At 34.1% G+C, this 16148-nt stretch carries 15 protein-coding genes and 1 other annotated feature; of the genes, 1 reads left to right on the plus strand and 14 read right to left on the minus strand.

The window, feature by feature from the left end; all coding sequences use genetic code 11:
* Positions 1–106: 106 nt before the first annotated feature.
* Complete coding sequence (gene sigK, locus SPD48_RS08770) at positions 107–823, plus strand: RNA polymerase sporulation sigma factor SigK (protein WP_336258068.1); 717 nt, start codon at positions 107–109, stop codon at positions 821–823.
* A 928-nt stretch (positions 824–1751) separates the two neighbouring features.
* Here sigK and mtnN read toward each other — a convergent pair.
* The 14 genes from mtnN to SPD48_RS08840 form a co-directional block, all read right to left on the minus strand.
* The gene (gene mtnN, locus SPD48_RS08775; RefSeq protein WP_336257725.1) at positions 1752–2441 is read right to left on the minus strand and encodes a 5'-methylthioadenosine/S-adenosylhomocysteine nucleosidase; all 690 of its coding nucleotides are present in this window, start codon (positions 2439–2441) and stop codon (positions 1752–1754) included.
* Positions 2442–2469: 28 nt separating this feature from the next.
* Positions 2470–3093 carry a YrrS family protein gene (locus SPD48_RS08780; RefSeq protein ID WP_336257726.1) on the minus strand — a complete coding sequence of 208 codons (624 nt, stop codon included), beginning with the start codon at positions 3091–3093 and terminating at the stop codon, positions 2470–2472.
* Between the two features lie 129 nt (positions 3094–3222).
* Complete coding sequence (greA, locus tag SPD48_RS08785) at positions 3223–3699, minus strand: transcription elongation factor GreA (protein WP_336257727.1); 477 nt, start codon at positions 3697–3699, stop codon at positions 3223–3225.
* Positions 3700–3782: 83 nt separating this feature from the next.
* Positions 3783–4424 carry an O-methyltransferase gene (locus SPD48_RS08790; RefSeq protein ID WP_336257728.1) on the minus strand — a complete coding sequence of 214 codons (642 nt, stop codon included), beginning with the start codon at positions 4422–4424 and terminating at the stop codon, positions 3783–3785.
* Between the two features lie 32 nt (positions 4425–4456).
* Entirely contained in the window at positions 4457–5623 is a 1167-nt protein-coding gene (gene mltG, locus SPD48_RS08795) for an endolytic transglycosylase MltG (RefSeq protein WP_336257729.1), read from the minus strand.
* Between the two features lie 52 nt (positions 5624–5675).
* On the minus strand, positions 5676–5963 hold the full coding sequence (locus SPD48_RS08800; protein ID WP_336257730.1) for a DUF1292 domain-containing protein: 288 nt from the start codon (positions 5961–5963) through the stop codon (positions 5676–5678).
* Positions 5964–5973: 10 nt separating this feature from the next.
* Positions 5974–6390 carry a Holliday junction resolvase RuvX gene (ruvX, locus tag SPD48_RS08805; protein WP_336257731.1) on the minus strand — a complete coding sequence of 139 codons (417 nt, stop codon included), beginning with the start codon at positions 6388–6390 and terminating at the stop codon, positions 5974–5976.
* On the minus strand, positions 6387–6659 hold the full coding sequence (locus tag SPD48_RS08810; RefSeq protein ID WP_336257732.1) for an IreB family regulatory phosphoprotein: 273 nt from the start codon (positions 6657–6659) through the stop codon (positions 6387–6389). Before SPD48_RS08810 ends, ruvX begins: the two co-directional genes overlap by 4 nt.
* 101 nt (positions 6660–6760) lie before the next feature.
* Positions 6761–9400: an alanine--tRNA ligase gene (gene alaS, locus SPD48_RS08815; RefSeq protein WP_336257733.1), complete on the minus strand. Its 2640-nt coding sequence runs from the start codon at positions 9398–9400 to the stop codon at positions 6761–6763.
* 51 nt (positions 9401–9451) lie between these two features.
* Positions 9452–9662 (minus strand) — a binding site (T-box leader).
* Between the two features lie 41 nt (positions 9663–9703).
* A complete protein-coding gene (locus SPD48_RS08820) occupies positions 9704–10765 on the minus strand; it encodes an AI-2E family transporter (RefSeq protein WP_336257734.1) in 1062 nt (353 codons plus the stop codon).
* 56 nt (positions 10766–10821) lie between these two features.
* Positions 10822–13155, minus strand: a complete 2334-nt coding sequence (gene recD2 / locus SPD48_RS08825; RefSeq protein ID WP_336257735.1) for an SF1B family DNA helicase RecD2 — start codon at positions 13153–13155, stop codon at positions 10822–10824.
* A 12-nt stretch (positions 13156–13167) separates the two neighbouring features.
* A complete protein-coding gene (locus SPD48_RS08830; RefSeq protein ID WP_336257736.1) occupies positions 13168–13824 on the minus strand; it encodes a tetratricopeptide repeat protein in 657 nt (218 codons plus the stop codon).
* 57 nt (positions 13825–13881) lie between these two features.
* Positions 13882–14988, minus strand: a complete 1107-nt coding sequence (mnmA, locus tag SPD48_RS08835; RefSeq protein ID WP_336258069.1) for a tRNA 2-thiouridine(34) synthase MnmA — start codon at positions 14986–14988, stop codon at positions 13882–13884.
* An 8-nt stretch (positions 14989–14996) separates the two neighbouring features.
* Positions 14997–16139 (minus strand): cysteine desulfurase family protein, encoded by a 1143-nt coding sequence (locus SPD48_RS08840; RefSeq protein WP_336257737.1) that lies wholly within the window; start codon positions 16137–16139, stop codon positions 14997–14999.
* Positions 16140–16148: the final 9 nt, after the last annotated feature.

Below are 16148 nucleotides of genomic sequence, written 5' to 3' on the forward strand. Positions count from 1 at the left end.
AGAAGACTTATTTTATAAGTCTTCTTTTTTATTCCGTGGACAGACACGATTTTCATTTTCCAAACATAAGGATGTAGATATAGACTTATTAATGGAGGTGAATATCGTGTCAACGTTCTTATCTATTTTAACTGTACTGATTAAAGAAACATTATTCTTTGTATCTTATGTAAAAAATAACACATTCCCTCAACCCCTTTCCAAAGAAGAAGAAGATAAATATCTGTTGTTAATGCAAGAAGGTGACGAAGATGCCCGCAATAAATTGATCGAACATAATTTACGGCTCGTTGCCCATATCGTAAAGAAATTTGATAATACAGGAGAATACACCGAGGATTTAATATCAATTGGTACAATAGGTTTAATTAAAGGAGTTGAAAGTTTTAAAGTTGGAAAAGGTACAAAACTTGCAACATATGCTGCAAGGTGTATTGAAAATGAAATATTAATGTATTTAAGAACATTAAAAAAGACACGTAAAGATGTATCCTTACATAGCCCAATAGGCCAAGATCAAGAAGGTAACGAAATAAGTTTACTTGATATTATAGAAGCCGAATCTGAAAATATAATTGAATATCTACAACTCAATATGCAAATAAACAAAATGCGTGAACATTTTAAAGTACTTGACGAAAGAGAAAGAACTGTATTAGTTTATCGATATGGGTTAAGTAATAATAAAGAATTAACACAAAAAGAAATAGCAAAGTTGTTAAATATCTCACGTAGCTATGTATCCAGAATCGAGAAAAGAGCGTTAATGAAAGTGTTTCGTGCTTATTTTAACAAAGAAAAACAAAACTCATCCCAAAATTAATCAGGATAAAATAGCAGTCTTAAATCAAATATAGTTATTCAAAAATAATATTTCTTCAAATATATAATTATTACTCATCTTTCACACCCAGAGTGGGTTTAAACAGAACGTGGATTAACTCGAGAAACAGGTCAATAATAAACCCTTTTCCAATTAGACCGACAATAAATACAGCTACTCCAAGACCAAATCCTGTAATGATCGCAAAATGTTTCCATTTGATATCACGACAACCTTATCATGATAAAACTGTTTTGAACAAAAAATTAAACTGTGCAGTAACAAAAATTTAGGAATGAACTGATTAACCGCTGCGGAAATATGTTTCGCTTCCTATGGGCGGCTGCCCGGCCTCCCTTCCTGCTATGCACTGCGTAGTCTCATCTAGGCCTACGCTCCTATAGGAGTCTCCACATATTTCCTCCGCTAGGATGGTCACTGTTGACTGAATTTAGGAGCCGACAACAATAATGCATTCTTTCTATTGAATAAAATTTATATGCTAGTGTAGGAAAAATCCGAAGACTCCTGCAGGAACAGTAAATGGTTCTCGATGGGACGAACGATAGTGGCAGTCCCACGAGTCCGAAGATCCCTGATAGCTGAGGCCGTGCCCACGGTAAAGGAGACACAGTGAAAGCAAGCGGTAACCTTGCTTTCACTGATGTCGCTCTTATGCCTGGGGTGAAAGCGAACTGCCCGAAGGCGGAAATCAACGATGCAGTTACTACATTGAAATATCTTGGAATATAGCTGTATTCTCAAGCAACCAGTTAATTTAAAATACAACTAAGCAAGTGAATCAACATCCAAGGCTTATTTATCTATTTCACGATGCAATAGTTGAGTTATTATTAAACCAGAAACAAAAGCCGCATGGACTCAATCTCCATACGGCTTTTAGGTTAGATTTATAAAACCAATCTCTTTAACTGCTTTTAATAATTTGTGTAATTAGATTTGCAGCGTTTCGTGCAGCAAGTCCTAAAAACTCATTAAAGGAAATAGACGATTCTACACCTGCTATATCAGATAATGCTCTAATAATCACAAATGGAACATCGTATTGAAAACATATTTGAGCAATTGCAGCTCCTTCCATTTCCGCGGCTAACATCTTAGGGAATTTCTTTCGAACAAATTGCACTCTTTCAGGATCACTCATAAATGAATCCCCTGTAGCGATTAGTCCTACTTCGCTGTTTATCGCTAAATTCTTGAGGATTTCTTTCGTTTTAGCAATTAATTTTTGATCTGCTTCAAATACTGGTGGCATTTGAGGTACTTGACCATATTCGTAATCAAAAGCGGTAACATCTACATCATGATGTACAACCTGTTCACCTACTACAACATCCCCAACGTTTAGATCTTTACTGAATCCTCCTGCTGAACCAGTATTAATAACCAATGTCGGCTTAAATCTTTCCATTAAAATTGATGTCGCCATTGCAGCATTTACTTTTCCAATCCCGGACTTCAATAGAACGGTATCTTTTCCATCTATCTTCCCTTCAACAAAAAGAACATTTGCAATAGTAGTTTCCTTCTTATCAGTCATTATCTCTTTTAAAAATTGAATTTCTTCATCCATTGCTCCAATTATACCAAACTTCATTATATACCTCCGGTCAGCTTACATTCTGTTAGTACTCTTTAATTCTCTCTACTTTTATAACTTGCCAGCCCTCATTATCTATCCAGGTTAAGTAAGATCGATAATATTCACTTTTCTCTTTATTAGATATAATTGAGACAACTTTTTGCTCTCCACCATTTTCAACACGCCATTCAATCATATCATCTTCTGCAATACCAGTGACGTTAGAAACAGCTCTTTTTATTTCAATTCTGTCATTTGATCCGTCACTATAATTTGTGGTGTGGGGGCCTTCTTGTGATGTTCCGATAGGAAGCCAATTTCCCGTATATGCAACAATTACATTATCGTCGGCCGATTCAACTTGTTGTACATCCACGTCACTTTCCAAATCATATTCCTCTTCATTTTCTTCGTTGTTTTCATTTTCATCATTGCCGTCTTGCGAGTCCTCTGCATTATCATCTGTTAAGTCTATTTCTTCCGTATTTTTAGCTTCATCCTCAGCTACATTTTTATTATTTGTTTTATCGTTGTTCCCAAATGCAATTAAAGAAAATAATATAATAATAAAAACAACAGCTAATAGTGAAAAGAATATTAATTTCCTTTTATTGTCTCGACGTTTCTGATGGCGATCAGTACGTGATAACGTTCTGTTCTCTCTCAAGTCTTTCCCCTCCTCGGAACGGATTTTAAACTTCTGTCTTAATAATTGATTTAATCTCTCATTACCCATTATAACGAAAAATTCATCTGCTAAAAAAAGAAACGAGTATTAACTCATTTCTTCCTTTTATTAATGAACGTCTATTATTTTTACCTTTATTTCCCCACCAGGTGTTGGCACCATTACCTCTGTACCTTTTTCTTGTCCTAGCAAACTTTTTGCCATTGGTGAATCATTGGAAATCTTTCCTTCAAATGGATCTGCTTCCGCACTACCTACAATTGTATATGTTTCTTCTTCTCCGTCTGGTAGTTCAATAAATGTTACTTTTTTTCCAAGACTGACAACGTCTACATTATTTTCGTCATTTTCTATAATTACTGCATTTCTGATCATTTTTTCTAATTGAGCGATTCTTGTCTCAACAAATGCTTGCTCTTCCTTTGCAGAATCATATTCTGAGTTCTCGGATAAATCACCAAAGTCACGAGCAATCTTAATTCTTTCAACAATTTCTTTTCTCTTTTCAGTTTTTAAAATATGCAATTCATTTTCTAATTTTTCTTTTCCTTCTTCAGTCATATAATAACTTTTTTCTTCTGTCATTTTCTAAACACTCCTTAAAAATATGAATTCTACCATATAAAAATGACACACTCGCTAAGGAGTACGTCTTTAATAGTATATTATTAAATTATTTTAGTACTTATAGAAATCCCATCACCAATTGGAATAATCGATGTATGATAATCTTTTTGATTTAACAACCATTCATTAAAACTCCGAATCTTATTAGCCATTTTTTTCAAGCGGATATTATCCGCTTTATTCTCATTAGCAACATATCCTTTAAATAATACATTATCACAGACAATGATTCCTTCGTCTCGAAGCAATGGTTGTACAAGTTCAAAAAAGTTTTTATACTGCCCTTTTGCAGCATCGATAAATATAAAATCGAACATTTTTCCTTGAGATCCTAAGTCATTTATTGCTTCTAATGCATCCCCTAAAATAAGCTGAATATGTTCACTTTTCTGTTGTTCAAAAATATGTTTACTTGCATACTCATACATTTCATGGTTTTTCTCAATCGTTGTAATTTTAGTCAACGGATATGCCTGATGCATACGTAAAGCCGAATATCCGATAGCTGTACCTATTTCTAATATAGACTTCGGCTTTTTTATTCTGACTAATTGTGTTAAAAAGTTCATACTTATTGGTTCCATGATTGGTACGCGATGTGTTTGAGCAAACTCCTCAAGAGTAAGAATCCACTTTTCCTGTTGAGGAATTGATGTTAATAAATATTGATTTACACTATCCATATGTTCTATCTCCAAAATATATATCTGTTTCTTTATGATTCTGATTTTTCGTTTTCTAATTCATACCACTCATGGCGGTATTCTTCTTTAATTTGGTTATGTTCATCCAATGTATCTGAATAAAATGTTTCTCCATTAGGTCTTGAAAAATAGTACAATTTAGTAAAATCTTTGCCTTCGGGATTTAATACACCGTCTATAGACTCTTCGCTTGGTGAATCGATTGGTCCTATCGGTAATCCATCTACGACATACGTATTATATGGTGTTTTAACTTCTATATCATCATAGGTTACTACAGCTTTATGTTTTAGATTTTTCAATCCATAAAATGCAGTAATATCACTCTGTAACTTCATATTATTTTCAATCCGATTAAAGTAAACTTGAGCGACTTTAGGACGATCTTTGGAAAACTTAGATTCTCTTTCAATTACAGAAGCTAAGGTCAATATTTCGTGGACAGTTAGTCCGCTTTCCTCAACTTCTCCTTTCTTTGACTTAATGATTTGGTCAGTTCTTTGCACCATCATATCTATGACAGCCTTAACAGAAGGTTCCTCTTCATATATATCATATGTACCTGCAAATAAATAACCTTCTAACGGCATGTATAATTCCTCATTTAAAACTTCATCTGTTAATAAATCAGGATAATGATTCATCAGTTCATTAATAAACTCATCATCATTTACGGTTTTTAAAAAACTTTCTTGTGTGAAAGACAGTTTATTTGCCAATATATCGGCAATTTGTTCAATTGTCTTGCCCTCTGGTATCGTAATCCGATAAATAGGTTCTTCCATAACTTTACCACTCTGTAATTCTTTTACAATGTCAGCTAGCGAGAGAGAAGGTGTAAGCGTATATTCACCCGCTTGAAAATCTGAATGGTTCTTAAATTTAATATAGAACCGGAAAACCTTACTGTTCTTAATTATTCCATTGTCTTCCAATATGCTAGCTATTTCACTTGTCGATGATCCCATTGGAATTTCTACTTCTATTTTCTCTTTACTCCCTGGATCAACTGGCTCGATAGCTGATTTAACATAGAAATAGCCGGAAATAATTCCAATCACAAATATAAGTGTAAAGGAACTCAAAATAATTAATACGATTTTCCGAACTATCTTAGCGTCGTTTGCTCTCATTTCTAGAGTTGATAAACGATCAGTTGATTCTTTATCTTTTGTCATAACGAATATCTCCTTTTACCTGCTAACAGACAGATAAAATCAGCTTGATTTACTAATTCTCTTCTTCTTCTGTTAGAGTATAAAGCATCTCCTCAATAATATCCCATTCTTCATCAGATTCAATAGAGAATAATTTTAAATCACTTTCATTTTCATCTCCATCATCTTCGAAACGAAATGCATATACGTCTACCTCTTCTTCTTCACTCTGCTCGACTGGAGTAAGTGCTATATATGAATGACCTGTTTCATCTACATCAAATGTAAACAAAACTTCAAATAAATGTTCTTCTCCATTTTCGTCAGGAATTATGATCCGTTCTTGTTCTTCGATACTCATATAAATCCTCCTATTGATTCTGATTTAAAAAACTTTGCAAAATCATTACGGCCGCCATTTTATCAATAACTTTTTTTCTTTTATTTCTGCTTACATCTGCTTCTAGCAAGGCACGTTCAGCTGCAACTGTAGTTAATCTTTCGTCATATAAATGAACGGGCAAATGGAATTTTCTCTCTAAACGTTTGCTATAAATTTTCGATAGTTCGCCTCGTTCACCTATCGTTCCATTCATATGTTTAGGCAATCCGACAACGATTTCCGATACATCGAATTCTTCAATTATGTTTTGGAGTTCTTTATCAGCTGAAGACATATCGTGTTCTGACCAAGCAAGCGTCGTAACGCCTTGAGCAGTGAGCTTCAAAGCGTCACTTAAAGCTACACCGATTGTCTTGGATCCAACATCTAATCCTAATATTCTCATTCATTTACCTTTTTTAACTCTGCTAAATAAAATTTTACTAATTCTTCAATGACCTCGTCCCTTTCAATTTTTCGGATGAGGTTTCTAGCATCTTTGTATCTTGGAATATAAGCTGGGTCTCCTGAGATTAGATAGCCGACAATTTGATTAATCGGATTATAGCCTTTTTCTTTTAATGCTTCGTGAATCGTTAATAACGTTTCCTTAATATCTTGATCAAACGATTCTTCTGGAAAGTTGAATTTCATTGTTTTATCTATTGAACTCATCAATAACACACCCCGTTCCATTATTAGCTTGTCTATATTTTACCATGTTTACATCGTTTCGAATAATTTTTTCCATTTTTTTCACGATGTTTTAGGAAAATTTATTTAAGATTCTCCTCAATATATTCTTCAGTAACTTTTAACGCTTCACTAATTTTAGATGTGTCTTTTCCTCCAGCTTGTGCCATATCCGGTCTTCCACCACCGCCTCCACCACAAACGTTAGCCGCTTGACTAACTAGTTTACCTGCATGAAGATTTCTTTTAATTAAATCGTCTGAAACTCCAGCGATTAAAAGAACTTTGCCATTGTTTTCTGCTGCTAATAGTATAACACCAGATGTCATCTTTTGCTTTATATAATCAACCATATTTCTTAATTGATTCATATCTTTACTTGTTACTTTTTCACTTAATACATGAACATTATGAATTGTTTTGACTTTAGCTAATAACTCTTCTGTTTCTTGATTCGACAATTTGGTCTGTAAAGATTCATTCTCTTTTTCAATTTCTTTAATGTGGTCAAGTATAGAATCAACTTTACTAATAATTTTTTCTTCTTTTGTCTTTAGTAATTCTGCAGTGCCAGTTAATAAACGTAGTCTCTCTTCCAGCCAATTAAATGCTTGTTCACTCGTAAGTGCTTCAATTCTTCTTACACCTGCGCCAATTCCACTTTCAGATACAATCTTAAACAAACCGATTTCAGCACTATTTTCAACATGGCATCCTCCGCAGAGTTCCGTACTATAATCTCCAATTTGAACAACACGGACAATATCTCCGTATTTTTCTCCAAATAAAGCCATCGCACCCATTTTCTTCGCATCGTCTTGTTTCATGTTTTCAATGAATACCTGGATTCCTGCCCATACTTTCTCATTTACAATGCGCTCAATTTTTTCTAAGTCTACTTCTTTGGTTGCTTCAAAATGAGTAAAGTCAAATCGTAATCGATCAGGGGTCACGAGTGATCCTGCTTGATGAATATGTTCACCTAACACATCTCGCAGTGCTTGATGTAATAAATGGGTAGCTGTATGATTTTTAACGACCTGCTTACGGAAGATATCATCGATGACCGCTGTCACTTTTACGTTTTTTTGAATGGATCCCTGTTGAATTTCCAACTGATGGATATGTTGCCCATTAGGTGCTTTTTGAACATCGATGACTTTCGCTCTAACATCGTCTGTATAAATCCAGCCAATATCAGCTACTTGCCCACCGCTTTCAGCATAAAATGGTGTCTCTCGCAGGATAACGGAAACGCTATTTCCTACAAATGCTTCATCTATTATACCATGTTCTCCAATAATATAAATAACCTCAGTTTCCACTTTTTGCTCGTCATAACCTAAAAAACGACTCTCTTCTGTAATCTGAGCAAGTACATCATCTTGGACATGCATAGAAGAGGATTGTACTCTCGCTTCTCTCGCTCTTTTACGCTGCTTTTCCATCTCACTCTCAAAACCTTTTTCATCAATCGAGAAACCAAATTCTTCAACATACTCTTCTGTAAGTTCTTTAGGAAATCCATACGTATCATACAGTTTAAAAACTTCTACTCCTGGAATTATTTTATTTCCACGAATTTTTTCTTTATCAATAATATCATGTAATCGTTCAAGTCCCTCGTTTAATGTTTCATTAAATCGTTCTTCTTCAACTTGAATAATATTAGAGATATATTCCTCCTGTTCACTAACTTCCGGGTAGTACGATTTCATTATATTGCCAACCGTGGGAACTAGTTTATACATAAATGGTTTTTCTATGCCTAAATTCTTTGCATATCGAACGGCACGTCTAATTAATCTGCGTAAGATATACCCTCTTCCTTCATTTGAAGGTAACGCGTGATCACCAACAGCAAACGCTACAGTCCTAATATGATCAGCAATTATTTTAAATGCGGTATCCGTTTCTTTTGATTTCCCATATTTAATAGATGTAAACTCTTCTGTTTTTTCAATAATCGGGACGAATAAATCTGTGTCAAAATTTGTTTCTGCATTCTGTAATATGGATACTAGACGTTCAAGTCCCATACCTGTATCAATATTTTTGTTTGGAAGCGGTGTATACGTATCGTCAGGATTATGGTTAAATTGAGAAAAAACAAGATTCCAAACTTCTAAATACCGTTCATTCTCTCCGCCGGGATAAAGTTCTGTATCGTTAGGGTCATTTCCATAACTTTCTCCACGGTCATAAAATATTTCGGTATTCGGTCCACTTGGTCCTTCTCCAATATCCCAAAAATTTTCTTCCAAACGAATAATACGTGATTCTGGAAGTTTTATTTCATTTAACCAAATGTTATAAGCTTCATCATCTTCAGGATGTACAGTGACAGAGAGCAAATCTGGATCAAAGCCAATCCACTTTTCACTCGTTAAAAATTCCCAAGCCCAAATGATCGCCTCTTTTTTAAAATAATCACCGATAGAAAAATTTCCTAGCATTTCAAAAAAAGTATGATGACGTGCTGTAAAGCCAACGTTCTCAATATCATTTGTACGAATAGATTTTTGCACATTAACAATTCGTGGGTTTTCAGGAATAATCGTACCGTCAAAATATTTCTTTAACGTTGCTACCCCACTATTTATCCAAAGCAAACTTGGATCATCTTTAGGAACTAAAGAAACACTTTGCTCAATCTTATGCCCGTTCTCTTTAAAAAACTGCAAAAACAATTCTCTTACTTCGGATGAAGATAATTTTTTCATTTTGATCTGCCTCCATTTTTACTAAACAATAAAAAAACTCCTCTCTGCATCTGCAGGGACGAGATCTTATTTCGCGGTACCACCCTAATTATGAATTAACAAGTAATTCATCTCTTCGTCATCATAACGGTCTGTAAACCGACGGGGATTAACCGTACTCAAGTATAGCTTTCCATAATATCATGTTAGAATTTATCACAGCAAATTAAATTCCTCTCTTTAACATGAGTGACTATGTACTTTTCACTTTCAACGTTTTATTATATAAAGTTAAAAATAGTATAAGGAACTGTTAAGAAATTGTCAATCGCAATGTAGTCGATTTAAATAAATTTGAACGATGATTGCTTTTAAAATTGTTATGGTAGGAACAGCAAGAATCATTCCTATAATTCCGCCAACTTCAGCTCCAACGATTAAAGTTAAAATAATGAATACTGGATGGATCTTAACATTTTTACCCATAACATATGGTGATAAAAAACTATTCTCTAATGTTTGTACAATTACTGTAGTAACAAGGACAACGATAACTAATTTCCAAGATACGGTCATAGCGACAGCGACAGCTGGAACTGTTCCGATGATCGGTCCAAAATATGGGATAAGATTCATTAACCCCATGATCACTGCTAACACCAAACCATATTTTAATTGAAATGTATGAAAAACAACGTATGCAATAAACATCACTGCAGAAGAAATAATTAATTGCCCTCTTACATAGCCTCCTAAGCTTTCATCAATTGCTAACAAGATTGTTTCAAACTTACTGAACTGTTTCGGTGGTATTATTTTTTGTAAAGAACTCTTCATTAATGTAAAGTCTTTTAAAAAATAAAAAACAAGTACTGGAATAATTGTGATCGTAATAATAAAATCAAAAAGATTAGCGACTCTTTCTAATATGTTTTCAATTTGTTTTTCTACTGATGTTTCTATCCGTACTATTAATTCATCCATTTTATCGTGAACAATTTCAGGTAAGAAAGAAGTTGATTCATATAAAGAATAAATTATTTCCTCATACATATAGACAAATTGAGGGAGATGTTCACTCAAATCTTGTAGTTGATGCACAAAAACTGGAAAGCTTTTGTAAAATAGAAGCGTTACAGATGTAAAGAACAGAAAATAAATAATGAGAACTGCAAAACCTTTACTAATTTTAAATTGATTTAATTTTAGTATAATCGGATATAGTAAATAGCTAATAAACGCAGCAATAAGGAAAGGTGCTATGATCCGTCCGATAAAAAAAAGTACAATTTTATAAATAGGAAATAATTTAACGAGTAAGTATAATAATATAATAATTAAAATGATGCAAAGTGATATATAAATAGTTTTCTTTTGAACTTTCATCCTGGCTCCTCCCTCGTACCTTTGTATTATTCGTAACGAGGGAGGTTATATACGTATTACATAAAATCATATGGAGAGAGTTCTTCGGTTTCTTCGGGAACAGGGAGCTCTTCTTGATCCACTATTTCTCCTTGGTCGCCATCACCCATTTTTAGCTGCAATTGTTTTTGTAAGGTTGTAAAACGCTTATCCGTATCTAACGTTTGAATACCTTGCATAAAAGCATCTGTTTCCCCACAAATAATAAGCGACTGTTTACTTCTTGTAATGGCCGTATAAAGTAAGTTCTTCCTAAGCATTCTTCGATAAGCTGAAACAACTGGCATTACAACAATAGGGAACTCGCTTCCTTGCGATTTATGAATCGAAATACAATACGCGTGCATAAAATTAAGATAATTAGATCGGGTATACAATACTTCTCTTTCATCAAATCCAATTAATATTTGCTCTTGCTTGTCTTCCGTTTCTTTTGCATGAAAGATCTGTATAATTTCACCAATATCTCCATTGTATACACCATCTTCAGGTTGATTAACGAGTTGGATTACACGATCTCCTACACGATACGTTGCATCATTTATAAATCTTTCTCTTTTTTTCTTAGATTTAGGATTGACTAATGATTGAATGTTTTTATTAATCGCATTAATCCCGGCTTCAGTTCGATACATTGGCGCCAAAATTTGGATATCATTTATTGGAAGTCCTTTATCAATCGCCTTTTTAAATACCGTTGTGACTACATCAATTAGTTGATTTGTTTTACATGGAATAAAGCTGAAATCTTTATCTTTTTCTAAATCTACAGGTTTACAAAGATCATTTTTTATTAGGTGGGCAAGCTGTATGATTTTAGACCCTTCTTGTTGCCGATATACTTCCGTTAATTTTACATAAGGAATTAAATTACTGCTTAATAGATCAGACAGTACTTGACCAGGACCAACAGATGGAAGTTGATCTTCATCCCCAACTAATAAAATTTGCATATCATTCGGAATTGCTTTAAAGAGATGATTTGCAAGCCATGTATCCACCATAGAAAATTCATCAATAACTAAATATTTTCCGGTAAGTTTTTCATATTCATTTTTTTCAAAACTATTATGTCCATCCCAACCTAACAAGCGGTGAATCGTCATCGCTTTAATACCAGTAGATTCTTGTAGTCTTTTGGCAGCTCTACCTGTCGGGGCGGTTAAAACAAACGGATAGTCAGCCGCATTATCGTAATCATGTCGATTCATTGATAATCCATGAATATCAGCATAAACCTTCAAAATTCCTTTAATTACGGTTGTTTTCCCGGTACCAGGTCCACCTGTTAAGATCATTAATTTTGAATGAATTGCTTGTTTAATTGCTGAAAATTGTTCTTCTCCGTAATTTAATATTTCTTCTTCTTCAATTTCACCGATGAGTTTCATTAATTCTGCATCTGTTGTTTCCGTCTCAATTTTCTTTTCCATTATCCGCTTAATATGAGAACTGAATTGATCTTCTGCGTAATATAGACTTGGTAAATAAACGTTGCCTTCTTTAAGGATTATTTTTTTCTCTCCCGCTAATTCCTCTAGAATGCTAACCAATTCCTCATAGGTAAGTGTCTTTATGTTTAAAATTTCTTGCATACTTTTAATGCAATCATCTATTGGTAAAAATACATGTCCATCAAGGATACTTAATTGTAGAGCATAAATACAACTAGCACGTAATCTATTATCATCCGTTTTTTTAATTCCATTTATATCCGCAATTTTATCGGCTGTTAAAAACCCAAAACCTTCAATATCATAAATAAACTGATATGGATTTTCTTTTAATAATGACAATGTTTCTTCTTTATATGTCTTGTACAATAATTGCGCCATTTTAAGACTGATTCCATATCTCGTTAATTGAACAGCGATTTGTTCAAATCCTTGATTTTCCAGTAATGTGTTTACTAAAGTTTGAACAGTTTTCTTATTAATATTAGGAATCGAATTTAAGCAATCCGGATCTTCTAAAATTTTGGTTACTGCATTTTCACCAAGTTTCTCGACGATCGACTCAGCTGTCCGTTTCCCAATGCCATAAAATAAATCACTAGATAGATAGGAGATAACAGCTTCTTTTGTTTCTGGAACAAACGTTTGATATGCAGTTATATCGTATTGTAAACCGAATTTTGGATGGGTCACTAACTGACCAAAAAATTGATATGTCACTCCAGGTTGTAAATTACTAAAATAACCTTTCCCGACAATTTCTTTTTCAGAAAACGTTTCATTCGTATCATGTACTTTTATTTTTACGATTGAGAAATAATCAGAAACACTCTCATAAATCGTAAACATAATCTCACCTTTAATAAAACCATGGTCTTTATTTTGGTCTGTTTCCATCCTAAAACCTCGCTATCTATCTATCATGGTTAACACATTTTCTCTTGCTTGCTTTGCCATTTTATGATCGGGTTGGTGTACTAATGCTCGATTTAAATATTCTAAAGCTTCTTCCCATTTTTCTTCACGTACATAAATTATTCCTAGATTATAATTTGCATCCGCATGAGAATGCTCTTTATCAATCACTTTGACAAAGACTTCTTTTGCTTCTTTAAGGTAATTGACCTGTGCTAAAGCTAACCCATATTGAAACATTTTCTCCACATCGTCCGTAAGCTCAACTGCACGCTGCAAAAATGGAATGGATAACATCAGTTGCTTTTGCTTATAGTACACCATACCAAGTAAGTAAAAAGTTTCCCCATCATTTACACCTAAATGAATAGCATGTTTCAGCATCTTCTCTGCTTGATCATACAACTTTTGATTGAAATATAAGTTACCTAAACTGACAAAAGCTGTTGCAGAATTTTCATCTAATTCAATTGCTTTTAAAAAAAATCTTTCTGCCTCTTCTATCTGGTTAGTTATTTCCAACAAATTACCGAAATTAATATAGTTAATTGGATCTTCTGGTTGATCCTCGATTAATTCTACTAATAACTTTGCAGCTTCCTCATATTGCTTATCTTTGATAAATTGAATCGCAATTTCTTGTTTTGTCAATTTCCAAACTCCTTACATGATGAAAAGACTATCTTAAGATCCCTTAACATAGTCTTTTTAACCAACATACTCTAATCTTTCATTTGCTTTTAATACTTGATCGATTATGCCTCCGCCAAGACAAACTTCACCTTGGTAAAAAACAACAGCTTGACCTGGTGTCACTGCTCTTTCTTCTCCCTTAAAATCAACGCGAACTTGATTGTTTTCAAGCACAGTTACATGGACCTGGCTATCTTTTTGACGATATCTAAATTTAGCAGTACATGTGAATGAGGAACTTACTTCATTAATCCAATTTAAATTCGTCGCGATAAGCGCATCTGAATATAAATATTCGTTTGAGTCGCCTTGCTCAACGAATAAAATATTTTCTTTTAAATCTTTCCCGACGACAAACCATGGGTCACCTTCTCCGCCAATTCCTAATCCATGCCGTTGTCCAATCGTATAATACATTAATCCATCATGCTTGCCTTTTATTTCTCCTTGAAGAGTTTGCATAATTCCTGGTTGTGCTGGTAGATACTCACTTAAAAATTGTTTAAAGTTTTTCTCGCCAATAAAACAAATTCCTGTACTATCCTTTTTAGACGCAGTAGCCAAATCATTTTCCCTTGCAATTTTTCGAACTTCCTGTTTCTCTAAATGTCCCAAAGGAAAAAGTACTTTTTCCAGGACTTCCGCTGACAATTGGTTGAGAAAATATGTTTGATCTTTATTAGTGTCCACACCACGTAATAATTCTACTTTTCCGTTTTCTCGTCTAATTTGTGCATAATGTCCGGTCGCGACATAGTCCGCCCCGATAGATAGTGCATAATCCATAAATGCTTTAAACTTTATTTCCTTGTTACACATCACATCCGGGTTAGGTGTTCTCCCTGAACGATATTCATCAAGAAAATATGTGAAAACCTTATCCCAATACTCTTTTTCAAAATTTACTGAGTAATATGGAATGCCGATTTGATTACAAACTCGAATAACATCTTCATAATCTTTTGTTGCGGTACAGACACCAAATTCATCCGTATCGTCCCAATTTTTCATGAATACTCCAATAACTTCATATCCTTGCTCTTTTAATAATAGAGCTGCTACGGAAGAATCTACTCCTCCACTCATTCCAATAACAACTCTAGTTTTTTCTTTCATACGAATCCTCTTTTCTATTCAGTTAGCCTTTTCACTACTTTTACAACTCGTTCCGCAGCGTCTTTTACATTCTCTAACGTATTTGCCGAGCCAAAACTAAAACGTATCGAATTATACATCCGTTCATCACGACTGCTAAACATTGCTTTTAATACATGGGAAGGCTCTAACGAACCCGCTGTACAAGCACTGCCACTAGAAGCTGCTACACCCTCTAAATCCAAGTTCGTTAACATGACATCTACTTTGGTCCCAGGAAAGCTGATATTAACAATTGTAGGGATTGACAACTCAATATCCCCATTCACATCAAAGTCAATTTCTGCTTCTCTCAATGCATCTAAAAATGCTTGCTTATATAAAGAATATATTTCTCGATTTTGTTGCTTATTTTCCATAGCGATTTTCGCTGCTGTATAATAACCTACAGCACCTCTTAAGTTCTCTGTACCCGGTCGTTTTGTTTTTTCTTGTAATCCGCCATATTGTAATTGCTTTAAGGGAACATCTTCACGAGCATATAAAAACCCAATGCCTTTAGGCCCATTAAGTTTATGGCCTGAAGTTGTTAAAAGATCAATACCAGATTTTTTCACATCTATATCCAACATGCTGTACGCTTGAACTGCATCAGTATGAAAGTATGCTTGATGATCCCTTAGCAACGAGGCAATTTGCTCAATTGGTTGAATAATTCCCGTTTCATTATTCGCTGTCATTACGGAAACTAAAATTGTTTGATCAGTTAACGTTCTCTCAACATCTGCTACATTAACTTGTCCATTCTTATTAACAGGCAAATAAGTTACATGGAAGCCCAATCTTTGTAAATATTGCATAATATGAAGAATAGCATGATGTTCTTGTGCAGATGTAATGATATGATTTCCGTTATATTCATTTTCAAGCGCTGTGCCAATAATTGCTAAATTATTCGCTTCTGTACCACCGCTAGTAAAAATAATTTCATTCTCATTAGCATTGATACTTTTAGCTAAAAATCTTCTCGCTTCATCCAAATAATATTTTGCTCTTCTTCCAAATGAATGTATGCTGGAAGGATTGCCGTATACTTCTTTTTCTAATTCATACATTTTTTCTAAGGCTTCTTCATGAACTGGAGTCGTTGCTGCATGATCAAGGTAGATCACATCCATCTTCCTTCC

Source organism: Pseudogracilibacillus sp. SE30717A (assembly GCF_037071985.1).
Taxonomy (GTDB): Bacteria; Bacillota; Bacilli; order Bacillales; family Amphibacillaceae; genus Pseudogracilibacillus.

Excerpts from the sequence above, each read along its gene's own strand:
- SPD48_RS08800 (WP_336257730.1), bottom strand. The coding sequence starts at position 5,963 with ATGAGTATCGAAGAACAAGAACGGATCATAATTCCTGACGAAAATGGA.
- SPD48_RS08840 (WP_336257737.1), bottom strand. The coding sequence starts at position 16,139 with ATGGATGTGATCTACCTTGATCATGCAGCAACGACTCCAGTTCATGAA.
- recD2 (WP_336257735.1), bottom strand. The coding sequence starts at position 13,155 with ATGGAAACAGACCAAAATAAAGACCATGGTTTTATTAAAGGTGAGATT.
- SPD48_RS08790 (WP_336257728.1), bottom strand. The coding sequence starts at position 4,424 with ATGGATAGTGTAAATCAATATTTATTAACATCAATTCCTCAACAGGAA.
- mtnN (WP_336257725.1), bottom strand. The coding sequence starts at position 2,441 with ATGAAGTTTGGTATAATTGGAGCAATGGATGAAGAAATTCAATTTTTA.
- mltG (WP_336257729.1), bottom strand. The coding sequence starts at position 5,623 with ATGACAAAAGATAAAGAATCAACTGATCGTTTATCAACTCTAGAAATG.
- SPD48_RS08820 (WP_336257734.1), bottom strand. The coding sequence starts at position 10,765 with ATGAAAGTTCAAAAGAAAACTATTTATATATCACTTTGCATCATTTTA.
- alaS (WP_336257733.1), bottom strand. The coding sequence starts at position 9,400 with ATGAAAAAATTATCTTCATCCGAAGTAAGAGAATTGTTTTTGCAGTTT.
- greA (WP_336257727.1), bottom strand. The coding sequence starts at position 3,699 with ATGACAGAAGAAAAAAGTTATTATATGACTGAAGAAGGAAAAGAAAAA.
- SPD48_RS08810 (WP_336257732.1), bottom strand. The coding sequence starts at position 6,659 with ATGAGTTCAATAGATAAAACAATGAAATTCAACTTTCCAGAAGAATCG.
- ruvX (WP_336257731.1), bottom strand. The coding sequence starts at position 6,390 with ATGAGAATATTAGGATTAGATGTTGGATCCAAGACAATCGGTGTAGCT.